Here is a 21,984-nt window from a genome sequence, read left to right on the forward strand (position 1 = left end):
GCCCGGCGTCCGCGCAGGCCCGGCGTGCGTGCGGGCCCGGCGTGCGTGCGGCGGGCCTCAGCCGGCCCACGGCCAGTCGGCGTCCCGGCCCGCCTCGATCAGCGGCACCGTGCGGAAGGCCGCGTCGGTGAGCCCGCCGAAGGTGTGCCGGTTCGCCGACCCGGAGGGCGCGTGCCCCACCCGGTACCCGGCCAGGTTCCAGGTGTAGACCGGCACTTCGTCCGGGACCTCGGCCGTCGGGTCGCCGCCGTAGGTGTAGGACGCCTGCTCGTCGGTGACGATCAGGACCCGGTCGTGGTCCCGGTAGTGCCGGCGGACGGCCTCCGCGGTGTAGGTGCCGCCGAGGTTCTCGAACCGCTCCAGCACCTTCAGCACGCTCTCGCCCCGGTGGTACGGGACCGGCTTGCTGGACGTGCCGAACTGCACCAGGTCCGCGTGCTCGGCCCGCAGCGCCACCGCCGTGCCGAAGACGGCCGCGGCGTCGGCCCGGTTGAGCTGCGAGCGGTCCGACAGCGGCGACCACATCGACCCGGACCGGTCGACGAGGACGAGGGTGCGCCCCGGCAGCGCGGGTACGGACGCCAGCGAGTGCCCGAGGGCCTGCTCCAGCGGGTACGCCCAGCGCAGGGACGGCGCGTGCTGGTAGGCGGCCAGGTAGCGGAACGGGAACTGCCGGGACCGGGCGACCGCATCCGGGTCGGAGACCCGGGCGGCGACCTGCGCCGCCACCTCGTCCGAGACCCCGGCCTCGTCGAAGTTGCGCAGGTTGCGCAGCAGCGCCATCACGCCCATGGACGGGATGACCGCCTCCCAGGCGGCCGCGTCCATCGGCCCCTGCAGCCAGCCGGCCAGCGCCTCCCAGGTCATGCCCGCCGCCGCGAGCCGCTCGGCGCCGCCGGGGCCCGTCACCACGGCCCGGCGCTCCTCGACCGGCAGCGCCATGAGCTCCCGGTGGGCGATCAGGGTGCGGTTGCCGGACGGCGCCTCGGCCGCGTCCGGGTGGTGGCGGCGGTCGAGGGCGTAGCGGAACAGCTCGCTCTGCCAGGGCTTGGCCGGGTCCGGCGCGGCGTGCACGAGGTTCAGCACGTCGCCGAAGCGGAAGCCCTTGGACGCGGTGTCGTACTTCAGCAGGGAGGTGCCGGAGTAGAGCCGGCGCACGGCGTCGGCGATGCCGCGCTTGACGGGCTTCGGCACGGCGCGCCCGTACGTCTCCGTCCAGTAGGCCAGGAGCTCGCCGGGCTCGTCCGCACGCCGCAGGACGGCGTCCACCACCTGCCGGTTGGACGGCCCGCCGGTGGCGCCCGCGTCGAGCCGCGCCTTGACGTACTCGGCGGCGCCGACCAGCGAGGCGGTGCGCATGTTGCCCTCACCGCGCAGCCAGCCCAGCAGGCCGGCGGTCCATTCGGGGTCCTCGACGGCCAGGGTGCGCACCAGGGCGGCGAAGCGGTCGTCGCGCTCCCGTGCGCCCTCGTAGGCGGTGCGCTGCGTCACGAAGTTGGCGACGGCGAGCAGGAACAGCTCCGAGCGCGGATCGCGGACGAAGCCGGGGCTGCCGTGGTGGTTGCCGGCGCGCCGCCCGGTCGAGCGCACCGGTGACACGGGTGACACCGGCGCGGCGGTCGTGGTTCCGGAAGCGGCCGCGGACGCGCGCCGGTTGAAGCGGGCCATGAGAATTCCCCCGAATTCCGTTCACACTGGGGGAAGGCGTGACGTGCGGGACGCCCGAGGTCGGAAGGTCGGCGACGGGCTGCATGCCATGCGAGCTTCCGGGCTGCTCCACCGGCCGTGGCCGGGCGGGATTCGAACCCGCGACCTCATGGTCCGGAAGTAGCCGTCGCCTGCGCACCGGGCGTCCCGCACGCGGCCTCCCGAGATCAAGGTGGCGGCGGCCTGGGATTCTTTGCAAAAGAAGGAGCCGCAGCCTGCGCACCGGGAGGTGCGTGAGGTGTGTCCAGAGATCAAGGCGGCGAAACCACATGCTGCTCTGCCGACTGAGCTACACCGGCCCGAAGCCGGTGACGGGACTCGAACCCGCGACCTGCCCGTTAAGAGTGGAAGTAGGTCTCGCCTGCGCACCTGGACGATCACACCGTAGGCCGCGGCCCACGGCGCGCGCCACGCAATTTTTCCTTCGGGCGGCTACGCCTCCTGCGCCTCGGCGCGCAGCCGCTCCCGGGCCTCCATCAGGGCGAACCCCAGCAGGTTCAGCCCGCGCCAGCGCGCCGGGTCCAGGGCCCGGGCGTCGTCGGCCGCCAGCCCGATGCCCCAGATGCGGTCCATCGGACTAGCCTCCACCAGGACCCGGTCCCCGGTTGTCAGCAGGTACGAGCGCAGCTGCGGCGTGGAGCGGAACTTGTGCACGCTGCCCTCCACGACCAGGGCGAACCGCTCCCGCTCCCACACCTCGTTGTCGAAGCCGCGCACCAGCCGCCCCGCCTTCTTGGCCTCGGCCGGGGTCGCGGCGGCCAGCGCGGCGCGCTCCCCGTCGGCGTCCCCGAACAACCGGGCCTTCCCGGCCATCATCCAGTGCTCGGCGGTGTCGTAGCGGACGCCGTCCACGGTGAACGGAGCGGGCCACCACTGGCTCAGGCAGCTCGGGCCGAGCGTCCCGTCCGGCCGCGGCCGGTGTCCCCAGAAGGGCAGGAACTTCACCCGGTCACCTCGGCTGACCTGCTCGATCAAAGTGTCGATCATCTCCATGCACGGGAGTCTGGCAGTCGCCACGGACACTTCGTACGGGATTTGAGGTGTCCCTCGACACATGGTCGACCGAATCCGTCGCGTAATCAAAAGGAAACAACGGAATCACTTGGCTGCGGGTAACACCTCTGCCAGGATCGGCACTCAATTCGAGCTGAAGCCACGAGGGCGTGAGAGCGTGATGGGTAGTCGCTTCCAGGTCGAGGACCGCTTCGCGGACGGCGCGCAGTACATCGACGGCCGGCTGCGGACCGGTACCTCCGGACGGTCGCACACCGTGGTCGATCCCGCCACCGGTGAGGACGTCCTCACCTACGAGCTGGCCTCCACCGCCGACGTGGACGAGGCCGTGGCCGCCGCCCGGCGCGCCTTCCCCGCCTGGTCGGCGGCCACCCCGGGCGAGCGCTCGGACGCCCTGCACCGGCTGGCGTCCGTCCTGGCCGCGCAGGCGGACGACCTCGCGCACGCCGAGTCGCTGCAGTGCGGCAAGCCGATCAAGCTGACCACCGAGTTCGACGTACCGGGGACGATCGACAACACCGCCTTCTTCGCGGGCGCCGCCCGCCACCTCCAGGGGCAGGCGGCCGCCGAGTACTCCGGGGACCACACCTCGTACGTGCGCCGCGAGGCGATCGGGGTCGTCGGCTCCATCGCCCCCTGGAACTACCCCCTCCAGATGGCCGCCTGGAAGATCCTCCCGGCCGTCGCCGCGGGCAACACGATCGTCCTGAAGCCCGCCGAGCTGACCCCGCTGACCTCCCTGATGCTCGCGCAGGCAGCCACGGAGGCGGGCATCCCCGACGGCGTGATCAACATCGTCACCGGCGCAGGCCGGGACGCCGGCGAGCACCTGGTCGGCCACCCGGACGTCGCCATGACCTCCTTCACCGGCTCCACCCCCGTGGGCAAGCGCGTCGCCGAGATCGCCACCGCCACCGTCAAACGGCTCCACTTGGAGCTCGGCGGCAAGGCGCCCTTCCTCGTCTTCGACGACGCCGACCCGGAGGCCGCCGCCCACGGCGCCGTCGCCGCCTCCCTGATCAACACCGGCCAGGACTGCACGGCAGCCACCCGCGCCTACGTCCAGCGCCCCCTGTACGAGGCCTTCACCGCCCGCGTCGCCGAACTGATGGAGAGCGTCCGCCTGGGCGACCCCTTCGACCCGGCCACCGACCTCGGGCCGCTCGTCTCCCACGCCCAGCGCGACCGCGTCGCCGGCTTCGTCGAGCGCGCCCGCGCCTACGCCACCGTCGCCACCGGCGGCACGGTCCCGGGCGGCGCCCTCGCCGACGGCGCCTACTACCGGCCCACCCTGATCACCGGCGCACCCCAGGACAGCGAGATCGTCCAGTCCGAGATCTTCGGGCCGGTCCTCGTCGTCCTGCCCTTCGACACCGACGACGAGGGCATCGCGCTGGCCAACGACACCCCGTACGGACTCGCCGCATCCGCCTGGAGCCGCGACGTCTACCGGGCGAACCGCGCCACCCGCGAGCTGCGGGCCGGGTGCGTGTGGATCAACGACCACATCCCGATCATCAGTGAGATGCCCCATGGGGGATACGGGGCGAGCGGCTTCGGAAAGGACATGAGCTCGTACTCCTTCGAGGAGTACACGCAGGTCAAGCACGTGATGTACGACAACACCGCGGTCGCCGCGAAGGACTGGCACCGCACGATCTTCGGGGACCGATAGCAGCCGGCCGTCCGACCGGCGGCCCACCCATCCCGAAAGGGCACAGCCCATGGAGCAGTTCGAGCCCGAGCGCCTCTCCGCGGCACAGGCCGCCGCGATGCGGCGCAGCCTCACCGGCGGGCGCGGCGCCCTCACCCGCCGCTCCCTGCTGCGCGCCTCCGGCGCCGGCGCGCTCACCCTCGGCGGCCTGGCCTCCCTGAGCGCCTGCGGCATCCCGCCGGCCCGGCGCGACGGCGCGACAGCGGCCTCCGACGACCACTCGGACACGGAGAAGGTGATCAACTTCTCCAACTGGACCGAGTACATGGACATCAGCGACGACGAGAAGACCCACCCGACGCTGGAGGAGTTCACCAAGCGGACCGGCATCGAGGTCAAGTACACCGAGGACATCAACGACAACGTCGAGTTCTTCGGCAAGATCCGCCCGCAGCTGGCCTCCGGCCAGGACACCGGCCGCGACCTGATCGTCGTCACCGACTGGCTCGCCGCCCGCATCATCCGCCTGGGCTGGGCGCAGAAGCTGGACCCCTCCCACCTGCCGCACGCCTTCGCCAACCTGATCCCGCAGTACCGCAGCCCCGACTGGGACCCGGGCCGCGCCCACAGCTACCCGTGGACCGGCATCAACACCGTCATCGCCTACAACACCAAGGCGACCGGCGGGAAGAAGGTCGACTCCGTCACGCAGATGCTCGACGACCCCACCCTCAAGGGCCGGGTCGGCTTCCTCACCGAGATGCGCGACACCGTCGGCATGACCCTCCTCGACCAGGGCAAGGACCCGGCGACCTTCACCACCCCGGACTACGACGCGGCCATCGCCCGGCTCCAGAAGGGCGTGGACACCAAGCAGATCCGCCGCTTCACCGGCAACGACTACACCTCCGACCTGGACAAGGGCGACCTCGCGGCCTGCCTGGCCTGGGCCGGCGACGTCATCCAGCTGCAGGCCGGCAACCCGGACATCCAGTACGCCATCCCCGCCGTCGGCTACATCACCTCCAGCGACAACCTCCTCGTACCGGCCCGTGCCCGGCACAAGGCCAACGCGGAGAAGCTCATCGACTTCTACTACGAGCCCCCGATCGCCGCCCGGCTCGCGGCCTTCATCAGCTACGTGTGCCCGGTCGCAGGGGTCAAGGACGACCTTGCGAAAATCGATCCTGCGCTCGCGGACAACCCCTTGATCATTCCCGACGAGGAGATGACCGCCAGGGCCCATGCCTTCCGCATGCTCACCAGCGAGGAAGAGACCGAGTACGAGGAAAAGTTCGCCAAGCTCATCGGAGCCTGACGAGCGCCCGTACCGGCACCGCCCCCCGCAACTCTTCCGAAGAACACCACCACCGAAGGCCGCGACCCATGACTGACAAGACCGCGGGCGGCGACGTCCGCCTCGCCGGGATCGGCAAGCACTACGGCACGTTCACCGCCGTGCACCCGCTGGACCTCACCATTCCCCAGGGCTCCTTCTTCGCCCTGCTCGGCGCCTCCGGCTGCGGAAAGACCACGACCCTGCGGATGATCGCCGGCCTGGAGGAGCCCTCCACCGGCACGGTCCACCTGGGCGAGCGCGACGTCACCCAGCTTCCCCCGTACAAGCGCCCCGTGAACACGGTCTTCCAGAGCTACGCGCTCTTCCCGCACCTGAGCATCCACGAGAACGTGGCCTTCGGTCTGCGCCGCCGCGGCATCAAGTCCGTCAAGAAGCAGGTCGAGGACATGCTCGACCTGGTCGAGCTCGGCCAGTTCGCCCAGCGCAAGCCGCACCAGCTGTCCGGCGGCCAGCAGCAGCGCGTCGCCGTCGCCCGCGCCCTGATCAACCACCCCCAGGTGCTCCTCCTCGACGAGCCCCTCGGCGCCCTCGACCTCAAGCTGCGCCGCCAGATGCAGCTGGAGCTCAAGCGGATCCAGACCGAGGTCGGCATCACCTTCGTGCACGTCACGCACGACCAGGAGGAGGCCATGACCATGGCCGACACGGTCGCCGTGATGAACGGCGGCCGGGTGGAGCAGCTCGGCGCCCCCGCCGAGCTCTACGAGAACCCGCGCACCACCTTCGTCGCGAACTTCCTCGGCACCTCCAACCTCATCGAGGCCCAGGTCGTGGAGGCCGGCGGCTCCGACGTCGTCGTCAGCTCCGCCGGGACGAAGCTCAGGCTCCCCGCGGCCCGCTGCTCGACCACCCCCAGGGCGGGCGGAAAGCTGCTGGTCGGCGTGCGCCCCGAGAAGATCTCCCTGGTCCCCGCGGACGAGGAGCACACCGTCGCGGCCGGCCGGAACAAGGTCGCCGGCCGGATCGCCGACTCCTCCTTCATCGGGGTCTCCACCCAGTTTGTGATCGACAGCCCGGTCTGCCCCGAGCTGGAGGTGTACGTGCAGAACATTGAGCGCGACCCCCGCCTGACCCCGGGCACCGAGGTGGTCCTGCACTGGAACCCCGAGCACACCTTCGGGCTCGACGCCGCACAGGACATCGAGGCGGGCATCGAGACGGTCGAGGAGGGCGCATGACCGCCACCGCGGCCCCACCCGAGGCCCCCGCCCCGGCCGAGCCCCCGGTCCACAGGCCCTCCCTGCGCAAGCGGCTGGTCCCGTACTGGCTGCTGCTGCCCGGCATCCTGTGGCTGCTCGTCTTCTTCGTGCTGCCGATGATCTACCAGGCCTCGACCTCGGTGCAGACCGGCTCCCTCGAAGAGGGCTTCGCGGTCACCTGGCACTTCGGGACCTACTGGGACGCCTTCACCGAGTACCTCCCGCAGTTCCTGCGCTCCCTGCTGTACGCCGGCACCGCGACCGTGCTCTGCCTGCTGCTCGGGTACCCGCTGGCCTACCTGATCGCCTTCCGGGCGGGCCGCTGGCGCAACCTGCTGCTGGTGCTGGTCATCGCGCCGTTCTTCACCAGCTTCCTGATCCGCACCCTGGCCTGGAAGACGATCCTGTCCGACGGCGGCCCGGTCGTGTCCTTCCTCAACACGATCGGCTTCCTGGACGTCACCAGCTGGCTCGGCCTCACCGAGGGCGACCGGGTGCTGGCCACGCCGCTCGCGGTGGTCTGCGGCCTCACGTACAACTTCCTCCCCTTCATGATCCTGCCGCTCTACACCTCGCTGGAGCGCATCGACCCGCGCCTCCACGAGGCGGCCGGCGACCTGTACGCCCGCCCCGCCACCACCTTCCGCAAGGTCACCTTCCCGCTGTCCATGCCGGGCGTGGTCTCCGGGACCCTGCTCACCTTCATCCCGGCGAGCGGCGACTACGTCAACGCCGAGCTCCTCGGCTCGACCGACACCCGCATGATCGGCAACGTCATCCAGTCGCAGTACCTGCGCATCCTCGACTACCCGACGGCGGCCGCGCTCTCCTTCATCCTCATGGCCATCGTGCTGGTCATGGTCACCCTCTACATCCGCCGTGCGGGAACGGAGGACCTGGTCTGATGCAGTGGCTCCGCCGCAACTTCGTGGTCATCGCCGGCCTCGGCACGCTCGCCTACATGGTGCTGCCGAACCTCGTCGTGACGCTGTTCTCCTTCAACAACCCCGCCGGGCGGTTCAACTACGCCTGGCAGGAGTTCTCCCTCGACGCCTGGAAGGACCCCTGCGGGGTCGCCGACCTGTGCGGCTCCCTGTCCCTGTCGCTCCAGATCGCCCTGTGGTCCACCCTCGCCGCCACCCTGCTGGGCACCGCCATCGCGTTCGCCCTGGTCCGATACCGGTTCCGGGCGCGTGGCGCGGTCAACTCGCTGATCTTCATGCCGATGGCCATGCCCGAGATCGTGATGGCCGCCTCGCTGCTCGCGCTGTTCCTCAACATGGGCATCCAGCTGGGCTTCTGGACGATCCTGATCGCCCACATCATGTTCTGCCTCAGCTTCGTCGTCGCCGCCGTCAAGGCGCGCGTGCTGTCGATGGACCCGCGGCTGGAGGAGGCCGCCCGCGACCTCTACGCGGGCCCGGTGCAGACCTTCGTACGGGTCACCCTGCCGATCGCGGCACCCGGCATCGCGGCGGGCGCGCTGCTGGCCTTCGCGCTCTCCTTCGACGACTTCATCATCACCAATTTCAACTCGGGCAACACCGTCACCTTCCCCATGTTCGTGTGGGGATCGGCCCAGCGCGGTACGCCCGTGCAGATCAACGTCATCGGCACGGCGATGTTCGTCCTCGCGGTGCTGGTGGTCCTCGCCGCCCAGGTGGTCGGCAACCGCCGCAAGAGCGCACAGCCCAAGTAACTCTGTAGGGAGTTGGAAGACATGGCCCCAGTCGCCATGCGAAGCGTTGCGAAATCCCTTTCCGAAGCACTGCCGGTCTCGTACTGGCTGGACGACCCCGGCAAGCCCGCCGCACAGCCGGCCCTGACCTCCGACGAGGCCTGCGACCTGCTGGTCATCGGCGGCGGGTACAGCGGCCTGTGGACCGCGCTGATCGCCAAGGAGCGCGACCCCGCCCGGGACGTCGTCCTGATCGAGTCGAAGGAGGCGGGCTGGGCCGCCTCCGGCCGCAACGGCGGCTTCTGCGCCGCCTCCCTCACGCACGGCCTGGCCAACGGCATGGCCCGGTGGCCCGGCGAACTGGCCCGGCTGGAGGAGCTGGGCGCCCGCAACCTCGACGAGATCGAGGCGGCGGTCGCCCGCTACGGCATCGACTGCGACTTCGAGCGCACCGGCGAGATCGATGTGGCCACCGAGCCCCACCAGGTCGAGGAGCTGCGCCAACTCCACGAGGAGGCGCAGAAGCTGGGCCTGGCCGGCGGCTCGCGCTGGCTGGACCGCGACGAGCTGCGCGCCGAGGTCGACTCGCCGACCTTCCTCGCCGGCCTGTGGGACACCGACGGCGTGGCCATGCTCAACCCGGCCAAACTCGCCTGGGGCCTGAAGCGGGCCTGCCTCGGCCTCGGCGTGCGCATCTACGAGAACACCCGGGGCCTGTCGCTGGCCTCCTCGGGCCCGGGGATGGCCGTACGCACGCCGTACGGGCGGATCTTCGCCCGCCGGGTGGCCCTCGGCACCAACATCTTCCCCTCCCTGGTCAAGCGGATCCGCCCGTTCACCGTCCCGGTCTACGACTACGCGCTGATGACCGAGCCGCTGACCGCCGACCAGCTGAAGGCCATCGGCTGGCAGCGCCGCCAGGGCATGGGCGACAGCGCCAACCAGTTCCACTACTTCCGCATCACCCCGGAGAACCGGATCCTGTGGGGCGGCTACGACGCCATCTACCCCTACAAGGGCCGCCTCGACTCCGAGTACGACCACCGCCCCGAGACCTACCTGAAGCTCGCCCGGCACTTCTTCACCGCGTTCCCGCAGCTGGAGGGCGTCAACTTCAGCCACGCCTGGGGCGGGGCCATCGACACCTGCTCCCGCTTCTCCGCCTTCTTCGGCACCGCCCACTCCGGCCGGGTCGCCTACGCCTCCGGCTTCACCGGGCTCGGCGTCGGCGCCACCCGCTTCGGAGCGGACGTGATGCTGGACCTGCTCGACGGCGCGCGCACCGAGCGGACCCGGCTCCAGATGGTCAGGTCCAAGCCGATGCCGTTCCCGCCCGAGCCGTTGGCCTGGACCGGCATCACGCTCACCAAGTGGTCCCTGGCCCGGGCCGACGCCCGCGGCGGCCGCCGCAACCTGTGGCTGAAGACGCTCGACAGGTTCGGCCTCGGCTTCGACAGCTGACGGCCGTCAGCCCCTGCGGGACCGCCCCGCTGCCCGCAGGCCGGCGGTGGGACGTGCTGATCCTGCCCGGGCGGCTGGGCCGGGGGACCCGCGCCGTGCTACGCCGCCTGCGCGATCGGACAGGCCTGGTCCTCGCCGGCCCGGGCGGCACCCGGCTGGGCTTCTTCGTGCCCCCGGGCACTGCCTCGCGCTGGCTCGGCACTGGATCGTGGTCCCGTACCGTTCCTGTGGACTGGGCGGGAGTGGGTCCGCTCAGCCGCACGCCCCGAACGGTCCTGGGCGCTCCCCCAGCTACCGCTGGGAGGTACCCCCAGGTCGCCGGCGTACTCGACCCCGGGGCGGCGACACGGATCCTGTCCGTGGTCCGGTCCCGGGAGGCCAGTTCCCTGCGCGACCTGGCCATCTGGGCACGGCCAGAGGCGACGGGGAGGCCCCGAACCATCACTCCGGTGGAGCGGGGGCCCTGCACACTGGCGCCGTACCCGGCGTCCCAGATCGCACGGTCACCGCAGCCCGAACCGCCCAGGTCCCGGCAAGCCCGGAAGCCGACCATCACACGATCGAGCTAGTCGGCCTTCGTGCACGAGGCGAGCAGTCGGCAACCGCGGCCGCGGTGGAGCTGGCGGTGAGGGGGCGGCCGCGGGGGAGACGGACCGCAGTCCGTGACGCCCGGGGCTCGGCTCAGGTCCCTCCCGCCGGGCCGGACCGGCCCCGGCCGCCGCGGTCGACCGCGCAGGCGACGCCGAACAGGAGGGGGAGGCACAGCAGCAGGCTGGCCAGGACGTCCAGGGGCCAGTGCCAGCCGCGCAGGACCAGGCCGACGGCCGTCGCGCCCGTCAGGACGAGGGCGGCGGCCACCGGCCACGGCCGGCGCGTGTACGGGCGCAGCAGCAGGGCCGCGCCGAGGTAGGCGACGGCGGCGGTGGCCGTGTGGCCGGAGGGGAAGTAGCCGACGGCCCACGGCTCCAGCGGGCCCGGGCGGCCGGTCCACAGCTTCAGCGGCACCACCAGGGCCGGCACGAGGGCCATGGCCAGGCCGGCCGCCAGGGCGCCGAGCCGGTTGCCGCGCCGGACCGCGTACGTCATCGCCAGCGCCAGGACCGGCACGGCGACCGGGACGTTGCCGAGGTCGGAGAGGCGCTCGGTCACCGCGTCGGGGACGGAGCGCACCAGGGCGCGGCTGAGCCGCTCGTCCGGGGTGAGCAGCGGGCCCGACGCGAGGACCTGCCAGGTCGCGACGGCGAACCCCAGGAGGGGCGCGACGAGAAGCGCGAGAAGGGGGAGGAAGGAGGCGGCCGGCCGTCCCGGAACAGGGGGGATGGTTCCGGGAGGGCCGGCCTGATCGGGTTGCCGTGCGCCCCGGGGGGTTTGGGGCGTACGGCTGTCCGATCGGTGAGGAGTGCGCGCGAACGCAGGCCCAGTACGGCGCTGGGGATGCCCGATACCGGGATCGCCCCCGGTTTCCCGGGAGCGGGGTGTCTCACTCATCTGCAGAAACCGTACGGCAGCGGAAAGGGGACCGACAGCAGGAACGCGGTCCTGCCATCGGCCCCCCACATCTTCTTCACAGCGCCCGCCCGTTACCGGCGGTAGCGACCGGGACGCGTGTTCGGATGCTCGCTCAGATGCCCGAGAAGGCGCCCTCGATGATGTCCAGGCCCTCGTTCAGCAGGTCCTCGCCGATGACGATCGGCGGCAGGAAGCGGAGCACGTTGCCATAGGTGCCGCAGGTGAGGACGATCAGGCCCTCGGCGTGGCAGGCCTTGGCCAGCGCGGCGGCGGCCTCCGGGTTCGGGGTCTTGGACTCCGGGTCCTTGACCAGCTCGATGGCGATCATGGCGCCGCGGCCGCGGATGTCGCCGATGATCTCGTGCTTCTCCTGCATCGCGGTCAGGCGCGCCTTCATGACGGACTCGATCTTCTTCGCCTTGGCGTTGAGGTCGAGCTCCTTCATGGTCTCGATGGAGCCGAGCGCACCGGCGCAGGCCACCGGGTTGCCGCCGTAGGTGCCGCCCAGGCCGCCCGGGTGCGCGGCGTCCATGATCTCGGCGCGGCCGGTCACGGCGGCCAGCGGCAGACCGCCGGCGATGCCCTTGGCGGTGGTGATCAGGTCCGGGACGATGCCCTCGTCCTCGCAGGCGAACCACTGGCCGGTGCGGCAGAAGCCGGACTGGATCTCGTCCGCGACGAAGACGATGCCGTTGTCGTTGGCGAACTTCACGATCTCCGGCAGGAAGCCCTTGGCCGGCTCGATGAAGCCGCCCTCGCCGAGCACCGGCTCGATGATGATCGCGGCGACGTTCTCGGCGCCGATCTGCTTGGTGATCTGGTCGATCGCCTGGGCGGCGGCCTCCGGGCCGCAGTTCTCGGCACCGGTGGGCCAGCGGTAGCCGTAGGCGACCGGGACGCGGTAGACCTCGGGGGCGAACGGGCCGAAGCCGTGCTTGTACGGCATGTTCTTCGCCGTCAGCGCCATGGTGAGGTTGGTGCGGCCGTGGTAGCCGTGGTCGAAGACCACGACGGCCTGGCGCTTGGTGTACGCACGGGCGATCTTGACGGCGTTCTCGACGGCCTCGGCACCGGAGTTGAACAGCGCCGACTTCTTGGCGTGGTCGCCCGGGGTCAGCTCGGCCAGCGCCTCGCAGACCTCCACGTAGCCCTCGTACGGGGTGACCATGAAACAGGTGTGGGTGAAGTCGGCGAGCTGCGCGGTGGCGCGGCGCACGACGGCCTCGGCGGAGCCGCCGACCGAGGTCACGGCGATGCCGGAGCCGAAGTCGATCAGGCGGTTGCCGTCGACGTCCTCAAGGATGCCGCCGTCCAGGCGCTTCGTGAAGACGGGAAGCACGGAGCCCACGCCGCCGGCCACCACGTCGAGACGGCGGGCCTGCAGCTCCTGCGACTTGGGGCCGGGGATCGCGGTGACGAGCTTGCGCTCCTGCGGGACAGCAGTCATGGAGGGCTCCTGGGGGTGTTTTCGGACGCACTTGTGTCTTTGTCCGCAGGCTAGGCCCGGGGGAGGGGGTACGGCATGCTCCGTTCGGGAGTGGTCTGTGCGTGTCCTTGTCCGCCGCGGCCATAGGAAGGAGTCGGCGCGTGCCGTGCGGCCCCGCGGCGACACCGGCCGGTACCGGCCCGGATCCGCCGCCGGGCAACTACATTGAGCGACGCAGCGCAGGCACGGGCAGGGGGGCAGGTCTTCATGGACACCGACGGCACGTACGGGCACGGCCAGGGCGGGCAGGGGGGGCCGCCCGACGCGAACGCCGCCGGGGCACACCTGCCCCGCCCGGCCGGTCCGCCGCCCGCCCGGCCGCCGCACCCGGCGCTCCCGCCGCTCCCGGCCGCGGCCCCGCCGCTGCCCGCCCACGCCCCCGGCACGCCGACGGCCCCGACCGCCGCGCCCACGCCCGCGCCTGCGGGCACGGGCCACGGCGCGGGCAACGGCGGCGGCAACGGCGGCGGCAAGGGCACGGGCGCGGGCACGGGCCAAGCCGCGTCCGACTCCGCCTTCGCCGCCTGGCTGCGCGCCCCCCGGCCGGACGCCGCGCCCGGCATCTGGCGCCACGGCCACGTCCCGGCGCCGAGGCAGGCCGAGGGGACCGGCCGGTCCGTGCTGATCCGGGTCGTGATCGCCCTCCTCGTGGGCTTCGTCTGCTGGCGGCTCTTCCTCGAAGGCGGCCTGCCGTTCATCGGCGCCCCCCTCCACTACTTCACGCCCGAGAGCTGGTGGACCGGGGGCCTCGAACCCCAGCCGGTGGACCACCGGGGCCAGGTCGCGCTGGAGCTGTACGAGCTGCTGATCTCGGTCGGCATGTTCCTCTTCTTCGCCCGGCTCGGCGGCTGGCGGGCCGCCTTCGACCGGCACATCGCCGTGCACGGCCCCTGGCACCGGGCGCTGGCCGCCGCGGCCGGAGCCCTCGTGGTCTGGGCGCTGATCGACAACAATGTGCTCCCGGTCTACTCGCTCGCCTTCAGCCACCTCCCGTACCAGGAGCTCGGCGAGGTCGCCGGCCCGGTGCTCACCTACGCCCTCTACGTCGTCGTCTACCTCCCCGTCGTCTACGTCTTCGCCCGCCTCGGCGGCTGGGCCGACCTCCTCGCCCGGGCCGGGGCCGGCGCCGCGTCCGCCGCGCCCGGGACCCAGGTCCCGGGCGGCCCGGACGACCCGGCGGAGTGGCCGCAGCTGCGCGCCGCCGGCCTCGACGAGTCCGCCGACCGGCTCGCCGCCGAGGTGTCCGGCGGACGCATGAACGACGTCGACCACGCCCGGATCCGGCGGGCCTTCGAGTCCGTACGGGCCGACCCCTCGCGCCGGTCCGCCTTCGCCCAGTCCGTACGGGACCACGGCGCGGCAGCCTGCGCGCACCCCTCGAAGGCGCGCGACCTGCCCGTCCGCACGGCCGCCCACGACCTGGTCGTCGCCCAGGTCCGGATCGGCGCCGTCACCGGCGCCGACTCCAATCCGTACGAGCGGCGCGGGACCGGGCTGGCCCTCGACCCCGCCGTGCTGGGTACCTCGGTGCTCGCCGTCGGCCCCTCCGGCGCCGGCAAGACGCACCTGCTGGTCCGGCCGGTCGTCGAGTCGCTGGCGCTCCAGGCCCTCGCCGGCCAGGCGGCCCTGATCGCCGTCGGCGCCGCCGGAGCCGGGCTCGGCCCCGACGACGGCTACGACGTCGTGGTCCGCCCCGGCGATCCCGCGTCCGTCCACGACCTCGACCTCTACGGCGGCACCACGGACGCCGACGAGGCCGCCTCCCTCCTCGCCGAGGCCTTCGTCGGCGACCTCCCCGGCACCGACACCCGCCGGGCCGCGACCGCCCTCGCCCAGCTCCTCGGGCCGTTCCGCGCCGCCTACGGCCGCTTCCCCGCCGTGGCCGAGCTGCGCGAGCTCCTCGACCGCGTCCCCGGCCCGCTCGACGCGCTGCGCCGCGCGCTGGACGGCACCGGACAGCAGGCCATGCTGCGCGAGCTCGACGCCCGCGAACGGCAGTACGGCACCCACGGCGACCCGGGCCCGGTCCTCGCCGACCGGGTCGGGCTCCTCGACCGGCCCGCCTTCCACGGCTTCTTCGACACCGGCAGCGGCAGCCGCCCCTTCTCCCTGCGCTCCCTCGAACACCCCGTCCGCGTCCGCATCGACCTGCCCGAGCGGGCCCACCCCGACGCCTCCCGCCTGCTGGCCCGGCTCCTGCTCGCCCAGTTCACCGCCTCCGCCGCGGCGCGCACGGACCGCTCGCTCTTCGCGTTCCTGGCCTTCGACGACGCCTCGCACACCCTGACCCCCCAGACCGTGCGCGGACTGCAGCGGCTGCGCTCCGCGCACGCGGGCGTCCTGCTGCCCCTGCGCACGCTGGACGACGTCCCCGAGGGGCTGCGCACCCAGTTGCTCGGGGCGGTCGGCTGCCGGATGGCCTTCTCCGGGGTCACGACCTGGGACGGCAGGCAGTTCGCCGAGGCCTGGGGAACCGAGCTGATCGAGACCCGGGACGTCACCAGCCGGCAGGTCTACGCCGAGCGGCCCCTGACCCGGCTGATGCACGGCGTGCGCAAGCTCATCAGCGGCAAGGACGTGACCACGGACGCGGTGACCGTGCGCCAGGTCGAGCGGGAGCGCTGGTCCGCCTCGGCCCTGGCCAACACCGTGCCGCCGGGGCACGCCGTGGTCTCGCTGGCCGCCGTCACGGGGGAGCGGGCGGCCCCGGTGCTCGTCAGGCTCGGCCGAAAGGACTGAGCGGAACCGTACGGGGTGGCAGAATCGAGAAGAGCCGTTCATACGACACGGCGAAATCCCCCTGCCGCGCCCCCGCTCCCTTCAAGGCTCCTGGAACCCGATGCCGCTCACCCTCGCCTCACTCGTCCAGCACTCGGCGCTCAAGCTCAGCGTCCGGGCAGGGGGGAGCCGCCTGGACACCCCGGTGCGCTGGGCCCACGTCAGCGAGCTCGCCGACCCCGTCCCCTATATGGAGGGCGGGGAACTCCTCCTCATCACCGCCATGAAGGTGGACGCCGCGGACCCGCAGGAGATGCGCCGCTACGTCCGCCGCCTCGCCGCGGCCGGCGTCGTCGGCATCGGCTTCGCCGTCGGCGTGAACTACGAGGAGATCCCGCAGGCCCTGGTCGACGCCGCCCGCGCCGAGGACCTCCCGCTGCTGGAGGTGCCGCGCCGGACCCCGTTCCTCGCCATCAGCAAGGCCGTCTCCGCGGCCCTCGCGGCCGACCAGTACCGGGCCGTCACCGCCGGCTTCGAGGCGCAGCGCGAGCTGACCCGCGCCGCCCTCGCCTCCGACGGGCCCGCCGAGCTGCTGGCCCGGCTCGCCGCGCACGTGCACGGCTGGGCCGCCCTCTACGACACCTCCGGCTCCGTGGTCGCCGCCGCCCCCGAGTGGGCCGCACGCCGGGCCGCCCGCCTCACCCCGGACGTGGAGCGGCTGCGCGAGCGCCCGGCCCCGGCCAGCGCCGTCGTCGGCGGCGCCGAGGACCGCGTCGAACTCCAGTCGCTGGGCACGGGCCGCCGGGCCCGCGGGGCCCTGGCCGTGGGCACCGGGGCACCCCTCGGCACCGCCGAGCGGTACGCCGTCCACTCCGCCGTCGCGCTGCTCACCCTCACCACCGAGCGGTCGCGGTCGCTGCACGAGGCCGAGTCCCGGCTGGGGGCGGCGGTGCTGCGGATGCTGCTGGCCGGGGAGGCCGAGCACGCGCGGACCGTGGCCGACGACCTGTACGGGGGACTGCTGGACAGCCCGTTCCGGCTGGTCGTGGCCGAGCCGGCGCTGCCGGGGACCGCGCAGCCCCAGGGCCTCGCCCTGCTCGCCGACACCATGGAGTCGGCGGCCGCCCGCACCGGGGAGGCGCTGCTGGTGGTGCCCGAGCCGGGGCGGCTGCTGGTGCTCGCCGCCGACGGCGGCGCGGCCGTCCAGGCCTGCGCCGACCACGCCGAGGCCCTCGAAGCGCGGCGCGGCCGCGACTCCACCGGCCCCGAACCGGACGAGCCGGTCGTCGGGATGTCGGGGCCCGCCGACCCGTCGGGCGTGGCGGCGGCGTACCGGCAGGCCGACCAGGCCCTGGCCGTGGCCCGGCGGCGCGGCCGCCCGATGGTGGAGCACGAGGACCTCGCGGCCGGCTCGGTGCTCCCGCTGCTCGCCGACGAGGCCGTACGGGCCTTCGCGGACGGCACCCTGCGCGCGCTGCGCGAGCACGACGAGAAGGGCCGCGGCGACCTGATGGCCTCGCTGCGGGCCTGGCTCTCGCGGCACGGCCAGTGGGACGCGGCGGCCGCCGACCTCGGCGTGCACCGGCACACCCTGCGCTACCGGATGCGGCGGGTGGAGGAGATCCTCGGCCGCTCCCTGGACGACCCGGACGTCCGCATGGAGCTGTGGCTGGCCCTCAAGGCGTCCGAGCCGGCGTCGTAAAGGCGTCCGAGCCGGCGTCGTAACCGCCGCCCGGCAGGGACCGCCCGGGGTAAATACTGCCAATCCGGCGAAGCCGGGCGCCGAGGTTCTCCACTGCGGACAAGCCACAGAGCGGGCGTGTCGCCCTACCGTGAGAGGGACAGGCGGCGCCTCGCGCCGCACACCGCACACCTCCGAAGGGCCGGGATCCGCATGACCTCCACCCACGCCTTCTGGCTCGCCGGCCGCCTGGCCACCGGCGAGGACAGCTTCGACGTCCACAACCCGTGGGACGGCCGTCTCGTCGGCACCGTCAGCGTGCCGACCGACGCCCAGGTCGAAGAGGCCGTGGCCGCGGCGTACGCCGTGACGGCGGAGTTCTCCGCGACCCCCGCCCACGTCCGGGCCGCCGCCCTGGACCACGTGTCCAAGCGGCTCGTCGAGCGCACCGAGGAGATCGCCCAGCTGATCTCCGCCGAGAACGGCAAGCCCATCAAGTGGGCCCGCGGCGAGGTCGGCCGTGCGGTGTCCGTGTTCCGCTTCGCCGCGGAGGAGGCCCGCCGCTTCAACGGCGGCGACGCCCAGCGCCTGGACACCGACGCCGGCGGCGTCGGCCGCCTGGCCCTGACCCGCCGCTTCGTCAAGGGCCCGGTCCTCGGCATCGCGCCGTTCAACTTCCCGCTGAACCTGTGCGCCCACAAGGTGGCCCCGGCCATCGCCGTCGGCGCGCCGATCATCCTCAAGCCGGCCCCGGCCACCCCGCTGTCCGGCCTGATCCTCGGCGAGCTGCTCGCCGAGACCGACCTCCCGGCCGGCTCCTGGTCGGTCCTGCCGGTCGCCAACGACAAGATGCCGGCCCTGGTCCAGGACGACCGCCTGCCCGTCATCTCCTTCACCGGCTCCGACAAGGTCGGCTACGCCATCCAGCAGTCCGTGCCGCACAAGCACTGCACCCTGGAGCTCGGCGGCAACGCCGCCGCAGTCGTCCTCGACGACTGGTCCTCCGAGGCCGACCTCGACTGGGCCGCGACCCGCATCGCGACCTTCTCCAACTACCAGGCCGGCCAGTCCTGCATCTCCGTGCAGCGCGTGATCGCCGACGCCTCCGTCTACGACCGCCTCGTCGAGAAGGTCGTCGCGAAGGTCCAGGCCCAGGTCACCGGCGACCCGTCCGACGACGCCACCGACGTCGGCCCGCTCGTCTCCGAGGACGCGGCCAAGCGCGTCGAGTCCTGGGTCGACGAGGCCGTCTCCGCCGGCGCCAAGCTGCTCGCCGGCGGCAAGCGCGAGGGCGCCTCGTACGAGCCGACCGTCCTCGCCGACCTGCCCGACGGCGTCACCCTCGCCTGCGAGGAGGTCTTCGGCCCGGTCCTCACCCTGCACAAGGCCGAGAACACGGACGAGGCCTTCGCCAAGGTCAACGACTCCAAGTTCGGCCTGCAGGCCGGCGTCTTCACCCACGACGTCCAGACCGCGTTCCGCGCCCACCGCGAGCTCGAGGTCGGCGGCGTGATCATCGGCGACGCCCCGTCCTACCGCGCCGACCAGATGCCCTACGGCGGCGTCAAGCAGTCCGGTGTCGGGCGCGAGGGCGTCCGCTACGCGATGGACGACTACACGTACGAGCGGGTCCTGGTCCTCACCGGCCTGAACATCTGATTCCGTACGTCCACCCGGCCGACGGCCGGAGCCCACTGTGCGGGGGCTCCGGCCGTTGTTTTGCATGCGCGGCCTGACCTGCGGGAAGCGTCGGCAAGGCCCCGGGCCGACCGGCCCGGGGCCTTGCCGGATCGTGGAGCGGACGACGGAGGCCGCTCAGGACTTGCGGCGGCTCTTGGCCTCGGCCTGCGCGATGGCTTCGGCCTCGGCCTCGGCCAGTTCGATGGCGACGCCGAACGCCTGCGTGATGTGACTCGCGGCCGACATGACGCGTGCCGTGCCCACGACGGGGGCGATCGCGACGAGGACGTCCTGCAGTTGCTCAACCGTCACGTTGGCCTTGATCGCGGGGTTGATGTGGGCCAGGTACGAGATCGCAGGCGCGTCCATCGCCACGAGCGCGGCGATGCGGGTGAGGAGCAGGTTCTCGTCGTCCATGCCGCAACGCTCGATGGAGTCGATGGTCATGGCAGCGAGTGTGTCGAGAACGGGGGCGTCAGACGCAGTGGCCATATTCGGACCGCCTTCTGGGCTGTGGGAGCCGACACGCGCCACCCCTGGACGAGGACACGCAACGTCCCCCTCGCGTCGGCGGATTGCCCCCTCACCGTAAGGGCCCGCCGACCCGCGCGCATGTCCGCCCGAGCAGCCGGGGCCGAGGGCGGGACACGGGCGGATCAGGGGCGACAAGGGTCGGCGGCCCCGGGGTGCGGCACCGTTTCCCCCGCCCGGCCCACCCGTTTCCCCCACCCGGCCCAGCCGAGCTTTTCCCGGCGGACGAAACGGGTACGACTAACGGGTAGCACCGGCTGGTAGTCGACAGAAGCGTCCCCCAATCGGCGGCGAGGTGAGCCCCCTCATGTCCGCAACACAGCCCGCACAGCCCAAGGTGACCGAGCGCGACGCACGTCAGGTCGCGGAGGCGGCCAGGGAACAGGACTGGCACAAACCGAGCTTCGCCAAGGAACTCTTCCTCGGCAGGTTCCGCCTCGACCTGATCCATCCGCACCCGCAGCCCGCCGACGAGGACGTCCGGCGCGGCGAGGCCTTCCTGGCCCGGCTCCGGGCGTTCTGCGAGACCGGCATCGACGGCCCCCGCATCGAGCGGGAGGCGCGGATCCCCGACGAGACCGTGCGCGGGCTCAAAGAGCTCGGCGCCCTCGGCATGAAGATCGACCCCAAGTACGGGGGCCTCGGCCTGACGCAGGTGTACTACAACAAGGCGCTGGCCCTCGTCGGCTCGGTCAGCCCCGCCATCGGGGCCCTGCTCTCCGCCCACCAGTCGATCGGCGTCCCGCAGCCGCTGAAGATGTTCGGCACGCAGGAGCAGAAGGAAACCTTCCTCCCGCGCTGCGCCACCACCGCCATCAGCGCGTTCCTGCTCACCGAGCCGGACGTCGGCTCCGACCCGGCCCGGCTGGCCACCACCGCCGTCCCGGACGGCGACGACGCGTACGTCCTCGACGGCGTGAAGCTGTGGACCACCAACGGGGTCGTCGCCGACCTGCTCGTGGTCATGGCCCGGGTGCCGAAGTCGGAGAACCACCGCGGCGGCATCACCGCCTTCGTCGTCGAGGCCGACTCGCCCGGCATCACCGTCGAGCACCGCAACGCCTTCATGGGCCTGCGCGGCCTGGAGAACGGCGTCACCCGCTTCCACCGGGTCCGCGTCCCCGCCTCGCAGCGCATCGGCGCCGAGGGAGCCGGCCTGAAGATCGCGCTGACCACCCTCAACACGGGCCGGCTGTCCCTGCCCGCCATGTGCGTCGGCGCCGGCAAATGGTGCCTGAAGATCGCCCGCGAGTGGTCCGGCGTCCGCGAGCAGTGGGGCCGCCCCGTCGCCCGCCACGAGGCCGTCGGCGCCAAGATCTCCTTCATCGCCGCCACCACCTTCGCGCTGGAGGCCGTCGTCGACCTCGCCTCCCAGATGGCCGACGAGGACCGCAACGACATCCGCATCGAAGCCGCCCTCGCCAAGCTCTACGGCTCCGAGATGGCCTGGCTCATGGCCGACGAGCTGGTCCAGATCCGCGGCGGACGCGGCTTCGAGACGGCCGAGTCCCTCGCCGCCCGCGGCGAGCGCGCCGTCCCCGCCGAACAGCTGCTGCGCGACCTGCGCATCAACCGGATCTTCGAGGGCTCCACGGAGATCATGCACCTGCTGATCGCCCGCGAGGCCGTCGACGCCCACCTGTCGGTCGCCGGCGACCTCATCGACCCCGACAAGGACCTCGGCGACAAGGCCAGGGCGGGCGCCCGCGCCGCCGGGTTCTACGCCCGCTGGCTGCCCAAGCTCGCCACCGGCGCCGGCCAGGTCCCCGGCAGCTACCGCGAGTTCCACCCCGCCGGCCACCCCGACCTCTCCGCCCACCTGCGCCACGTGGAGCGCAGCGCCCGCAAGCTCGCCCGGTCGACCTTCTACGCCATGTCCCGCTGGCAGGGCCGGATGGAGACCAAGCAGGGCTTCCTCGGCCGGATCGTCGACATCGGCGCCGAGCTCTTCGCGATGAGCGCGGCCTGCGTCCGCGCCGAGCACCTGCGCGCCACCGGCGACCACGGCCGCGAGGCCTACCAGCTGGCCGACGCCTTCTGCCGGCAGTCCCGCATCCGCGTCGAGGAGCTCTTCGGACGGCTCTGGAGCAACACCGACGACCTCGACCGCAAGGTCGTCGCCGGGGTCCTCTCCGGCAGCTACACCTGGCTGGAGGAAGGCGTCATCGACCCCTCCGGCGACGGCCTGTGGATCGCCGACGCCGCTCCCGGCCCGTCCACCCGGGAAAACGTTCACCGTCCGTTCCGCTGACCTGCGATCATCGGCGGGCGCCGGTTGAGGCGTACACGGCCGGCGACGGGGAATC

General features: G+C 72.6%; 15 protein-coding genes and 1 pseudogene. 11 read left to right on the forward strand and 5 right to left on the reverse strand.

The features are described 5' to 3' along the window. Positions 1–57 precede the first annotated feature (57 nt). Together ACIQUT_RS27155 and ACIQUT_RS27160 are read right to left on the reverse strand one after the other, a co-directional pair. Positions 58–1,668, reverse strand: a complete 1,611-nt coding sequence (locus ACIQUT_RS27155; protein WP_403566432.1) for a TROVE domain-containing protein — start codon at positions 1,666–1,668, stop codon at positions 58–60. Positions 1,669–2,139: 471 nt separating this feature from the next. Next, positions 2,140–2,700, reverse strand: coding sequence for an NADAR family protein (locus ACIQUT_RS27160; RefSeq protein ID WP_403566433.1), 561 nt, complete (start codon positions 2,698–2,700; stop codon positions 2,140–2,142). Between the two features lie 181 nt (positions 2,701–2,881). On the opposite strand from ACIQUT_RS27160, the gene ACIQUT_RS27165 reads away from it, so the two are divergent. The 7 genes and pseudogenes from ACIQUT_RS27165 to ACIQUT_RS27195 all read left to right on the forward strand — a co-directional run. Continuing rightward, entirely contained in the window at positions 2,882–4,396 is a 1,515-nt protein-coding gene (locus ACIQUT_RS27165; RefSeq protein ID WP_403566435.1) for a gamma-aminobutyraldehyde dehydrogenase, read from the forward strand. Positions 4,397–4,445: 49 nt separating this feature from the next. Further along, positions 4,446–5,693, forward strand: coding sequence for a spermidine/putrescine ABC transporter substrate-binding protein (locus ACIQUT_RS27170; RefSeq protein WP_403566437.1), 1,248 nt, complete (start codon positions 4,446–4,448; stop codon positions 5,691–5,693). A gap of 68 nt (positions 5,694–5,761) precedes the next feature. After that, positions 5,762–6,913 (forward strand): ABC transporter ATP-binding protein, encoded by a 1,152-nt coding sequence (locus ACIQUT_RS27175; protein WP_403566439.1) that lies wholly within the window; start codon positions 5,762–5,764, stop codon positions 6,911–6,913. Further along, entirely contained in the window at positions 6,910–7,839 is a 930-nt protein-coding gene (locus ACIQUT_RS27180; protein WP_403566441.1) for an ABC transporter permease, read from the forward strand. Before ACIQUT_RS27175 ends, ACIQUT_RS27180 begins: the two co-directional genes overlap by 4 nt. Further along, on the forward strand, positions 7,839–8,633 hold the full coding sequence (locus tag ACIQUT_RS27185; RefSeq protein ID WP_403566442.1) for an ABC transporter permease: 795 nt from the start codon (positions 7,839–7,841) through the stop codon (positions 8,631–8,633). Before ACIQUT_RS27180 ends, ACIQUT_RS27185 begins: the two co-directional genes overlap by 1 nt. A gap of 21 nt (positions 8,634–8,654) precedes the next feature. Then, entirely contained in the window at positions 8,655–10,073 is a 1,419-nt protein-coding gene (locus ACIQUT_RS27190) for an NAD(P)/FAD-dependent oxidoreductase (protein ID WP_403566444.1), read from the forward strand. Then, positions 10,028–10,279 (forward strand): annotated as a pseudogene (locus tag ACIQUT_RS27195) (hypothetical protein); the annotation flags it as partial. The gene ACIQUT_RS27190 and the pseudogene ACIQUT_RS27195, both read left to right, overlap by 46 nt. Before the next feature lie 475 nt (positions 10,280–10,754). Here ACIQUT_RS27195 and ACIQUT_RS27200 read toward each other — a convergent pair. Both ACIQUT_RS27200 and gabT read right to left on the reverse strand, forming a co-directional pair. Further along, positions 10,755–11,243, reverse strand: a complete 489-nt coding sequence (locus ACIQUT_RS27200; protein WP_403566446.1) for a phosphatase PAP2 family protein — start codon at positions 11,241–11,243, stop codon at positions 10,755–10,757. 451 nt (positions 11,244–11,694) lie between these two features. Next, positions 11,695–13,029 (reverse strand): 4-aminobutyrate--2-oxoglutarate transaminase, encoded by a 1,335-nt coding sequence (gene gabT, locus ACIQUT_RS27205; protein ID WP_403566448.1) that lies wholly within the window; start codon positions 13,027–13,029, stop codon positions 11,695–11,697. A 246-nt stretch (positions 13,030–13,275) separates the two neighbouring features. Between gabT and ACIQUT_RS27210 the strand changes: the two genes are divergently transcribed. The 3 genes from ACIQUT_RS27210 to ACIQUT_RS27220 all read left to right on the forward strand — a co-directional run bounded on the left by ACIQUT_RS27210 (position 13,276) and on the right by ACIQUT_RS27220 (position 19,126). Beyond that, the gene (locus tag ACIQUT_RS27210; RefSeq protein ID WP_403566449.1) at positions 13,276–15,807 is read left to right on the forward strand and encodes an ATP/GTP-binding protein; all 2,532 of its coding nucleotides are present in this window, start codon (positions 13,276–13,278) and stop codon (positions 15,805–15,807) included. 100 nt (positions 15,808–15,907) lie between these two features. Next, complete coding sequence (locus ACIQUT_RS27215) at positions 15,908–17,488, forward strand: PucR family transcriptional regulator (RefSeq protein WP_403566451.1); 1,581 nt, start codon at positions 15,908–15,910, stop codon at positions 17,486–17,488. 192 nt (positions 17,489–17,680) lie between these two features. Next, on the forward strand, positions 17,681–19,126 hold the full coding sequence (locus ACIQUT_RS27220; protein ID WP_403566453.1) for an aldehyde dehydrogenase family protein: 1,446 nt from the start codon (positions 17,681–17,683) through the stop codon (positions 19,124–19,126). Positions 19,127–19,282: 156 nt separating this feature from the next. Here ACIQUT_RS27220 and ACIQUT_RS27225 read toward each other — a convergent pair whose 3' ends face one another. Next, positions 19,283–19,639 (reverse strand): carboxymuconolactone decarboxylase family protein, encoded by a 357-nt coding sequence (locus ACIQUT_RS27225; protein WP_403566455.1) that lies wholly within the window; start codon positions 19,637–19,639, stop codon positions 19,283–19,285. 346 nt (positions 19,640–19,985) lie between these two features. On the opposite strand from ACIQUT_RS27225, the gene ACIQUT_RS27230 reads away from it, so the two are divergent. Beyond that, positions 19,986–21,929, forward strand: coding sequence for an acyl-CoA dehydrogenase family protein (locus ACIQUT_RS27230; protein ID WP_403566456.1), 1,944 nt, complete (start codon positions 19,986–19,988; stop codon positions 21,927–21,929). Positions 21,930–21,984: the final 55 nt, after the last annotated feature.

Source organism: Streptomyces sp. NPDC090445 (genome assembly GCF_044769385.1).
Lineage (GTDB): Bacteria > Actinomycetota > Actinomycetes > Streptomycetales > Streptomycetaceae > Streptomyces.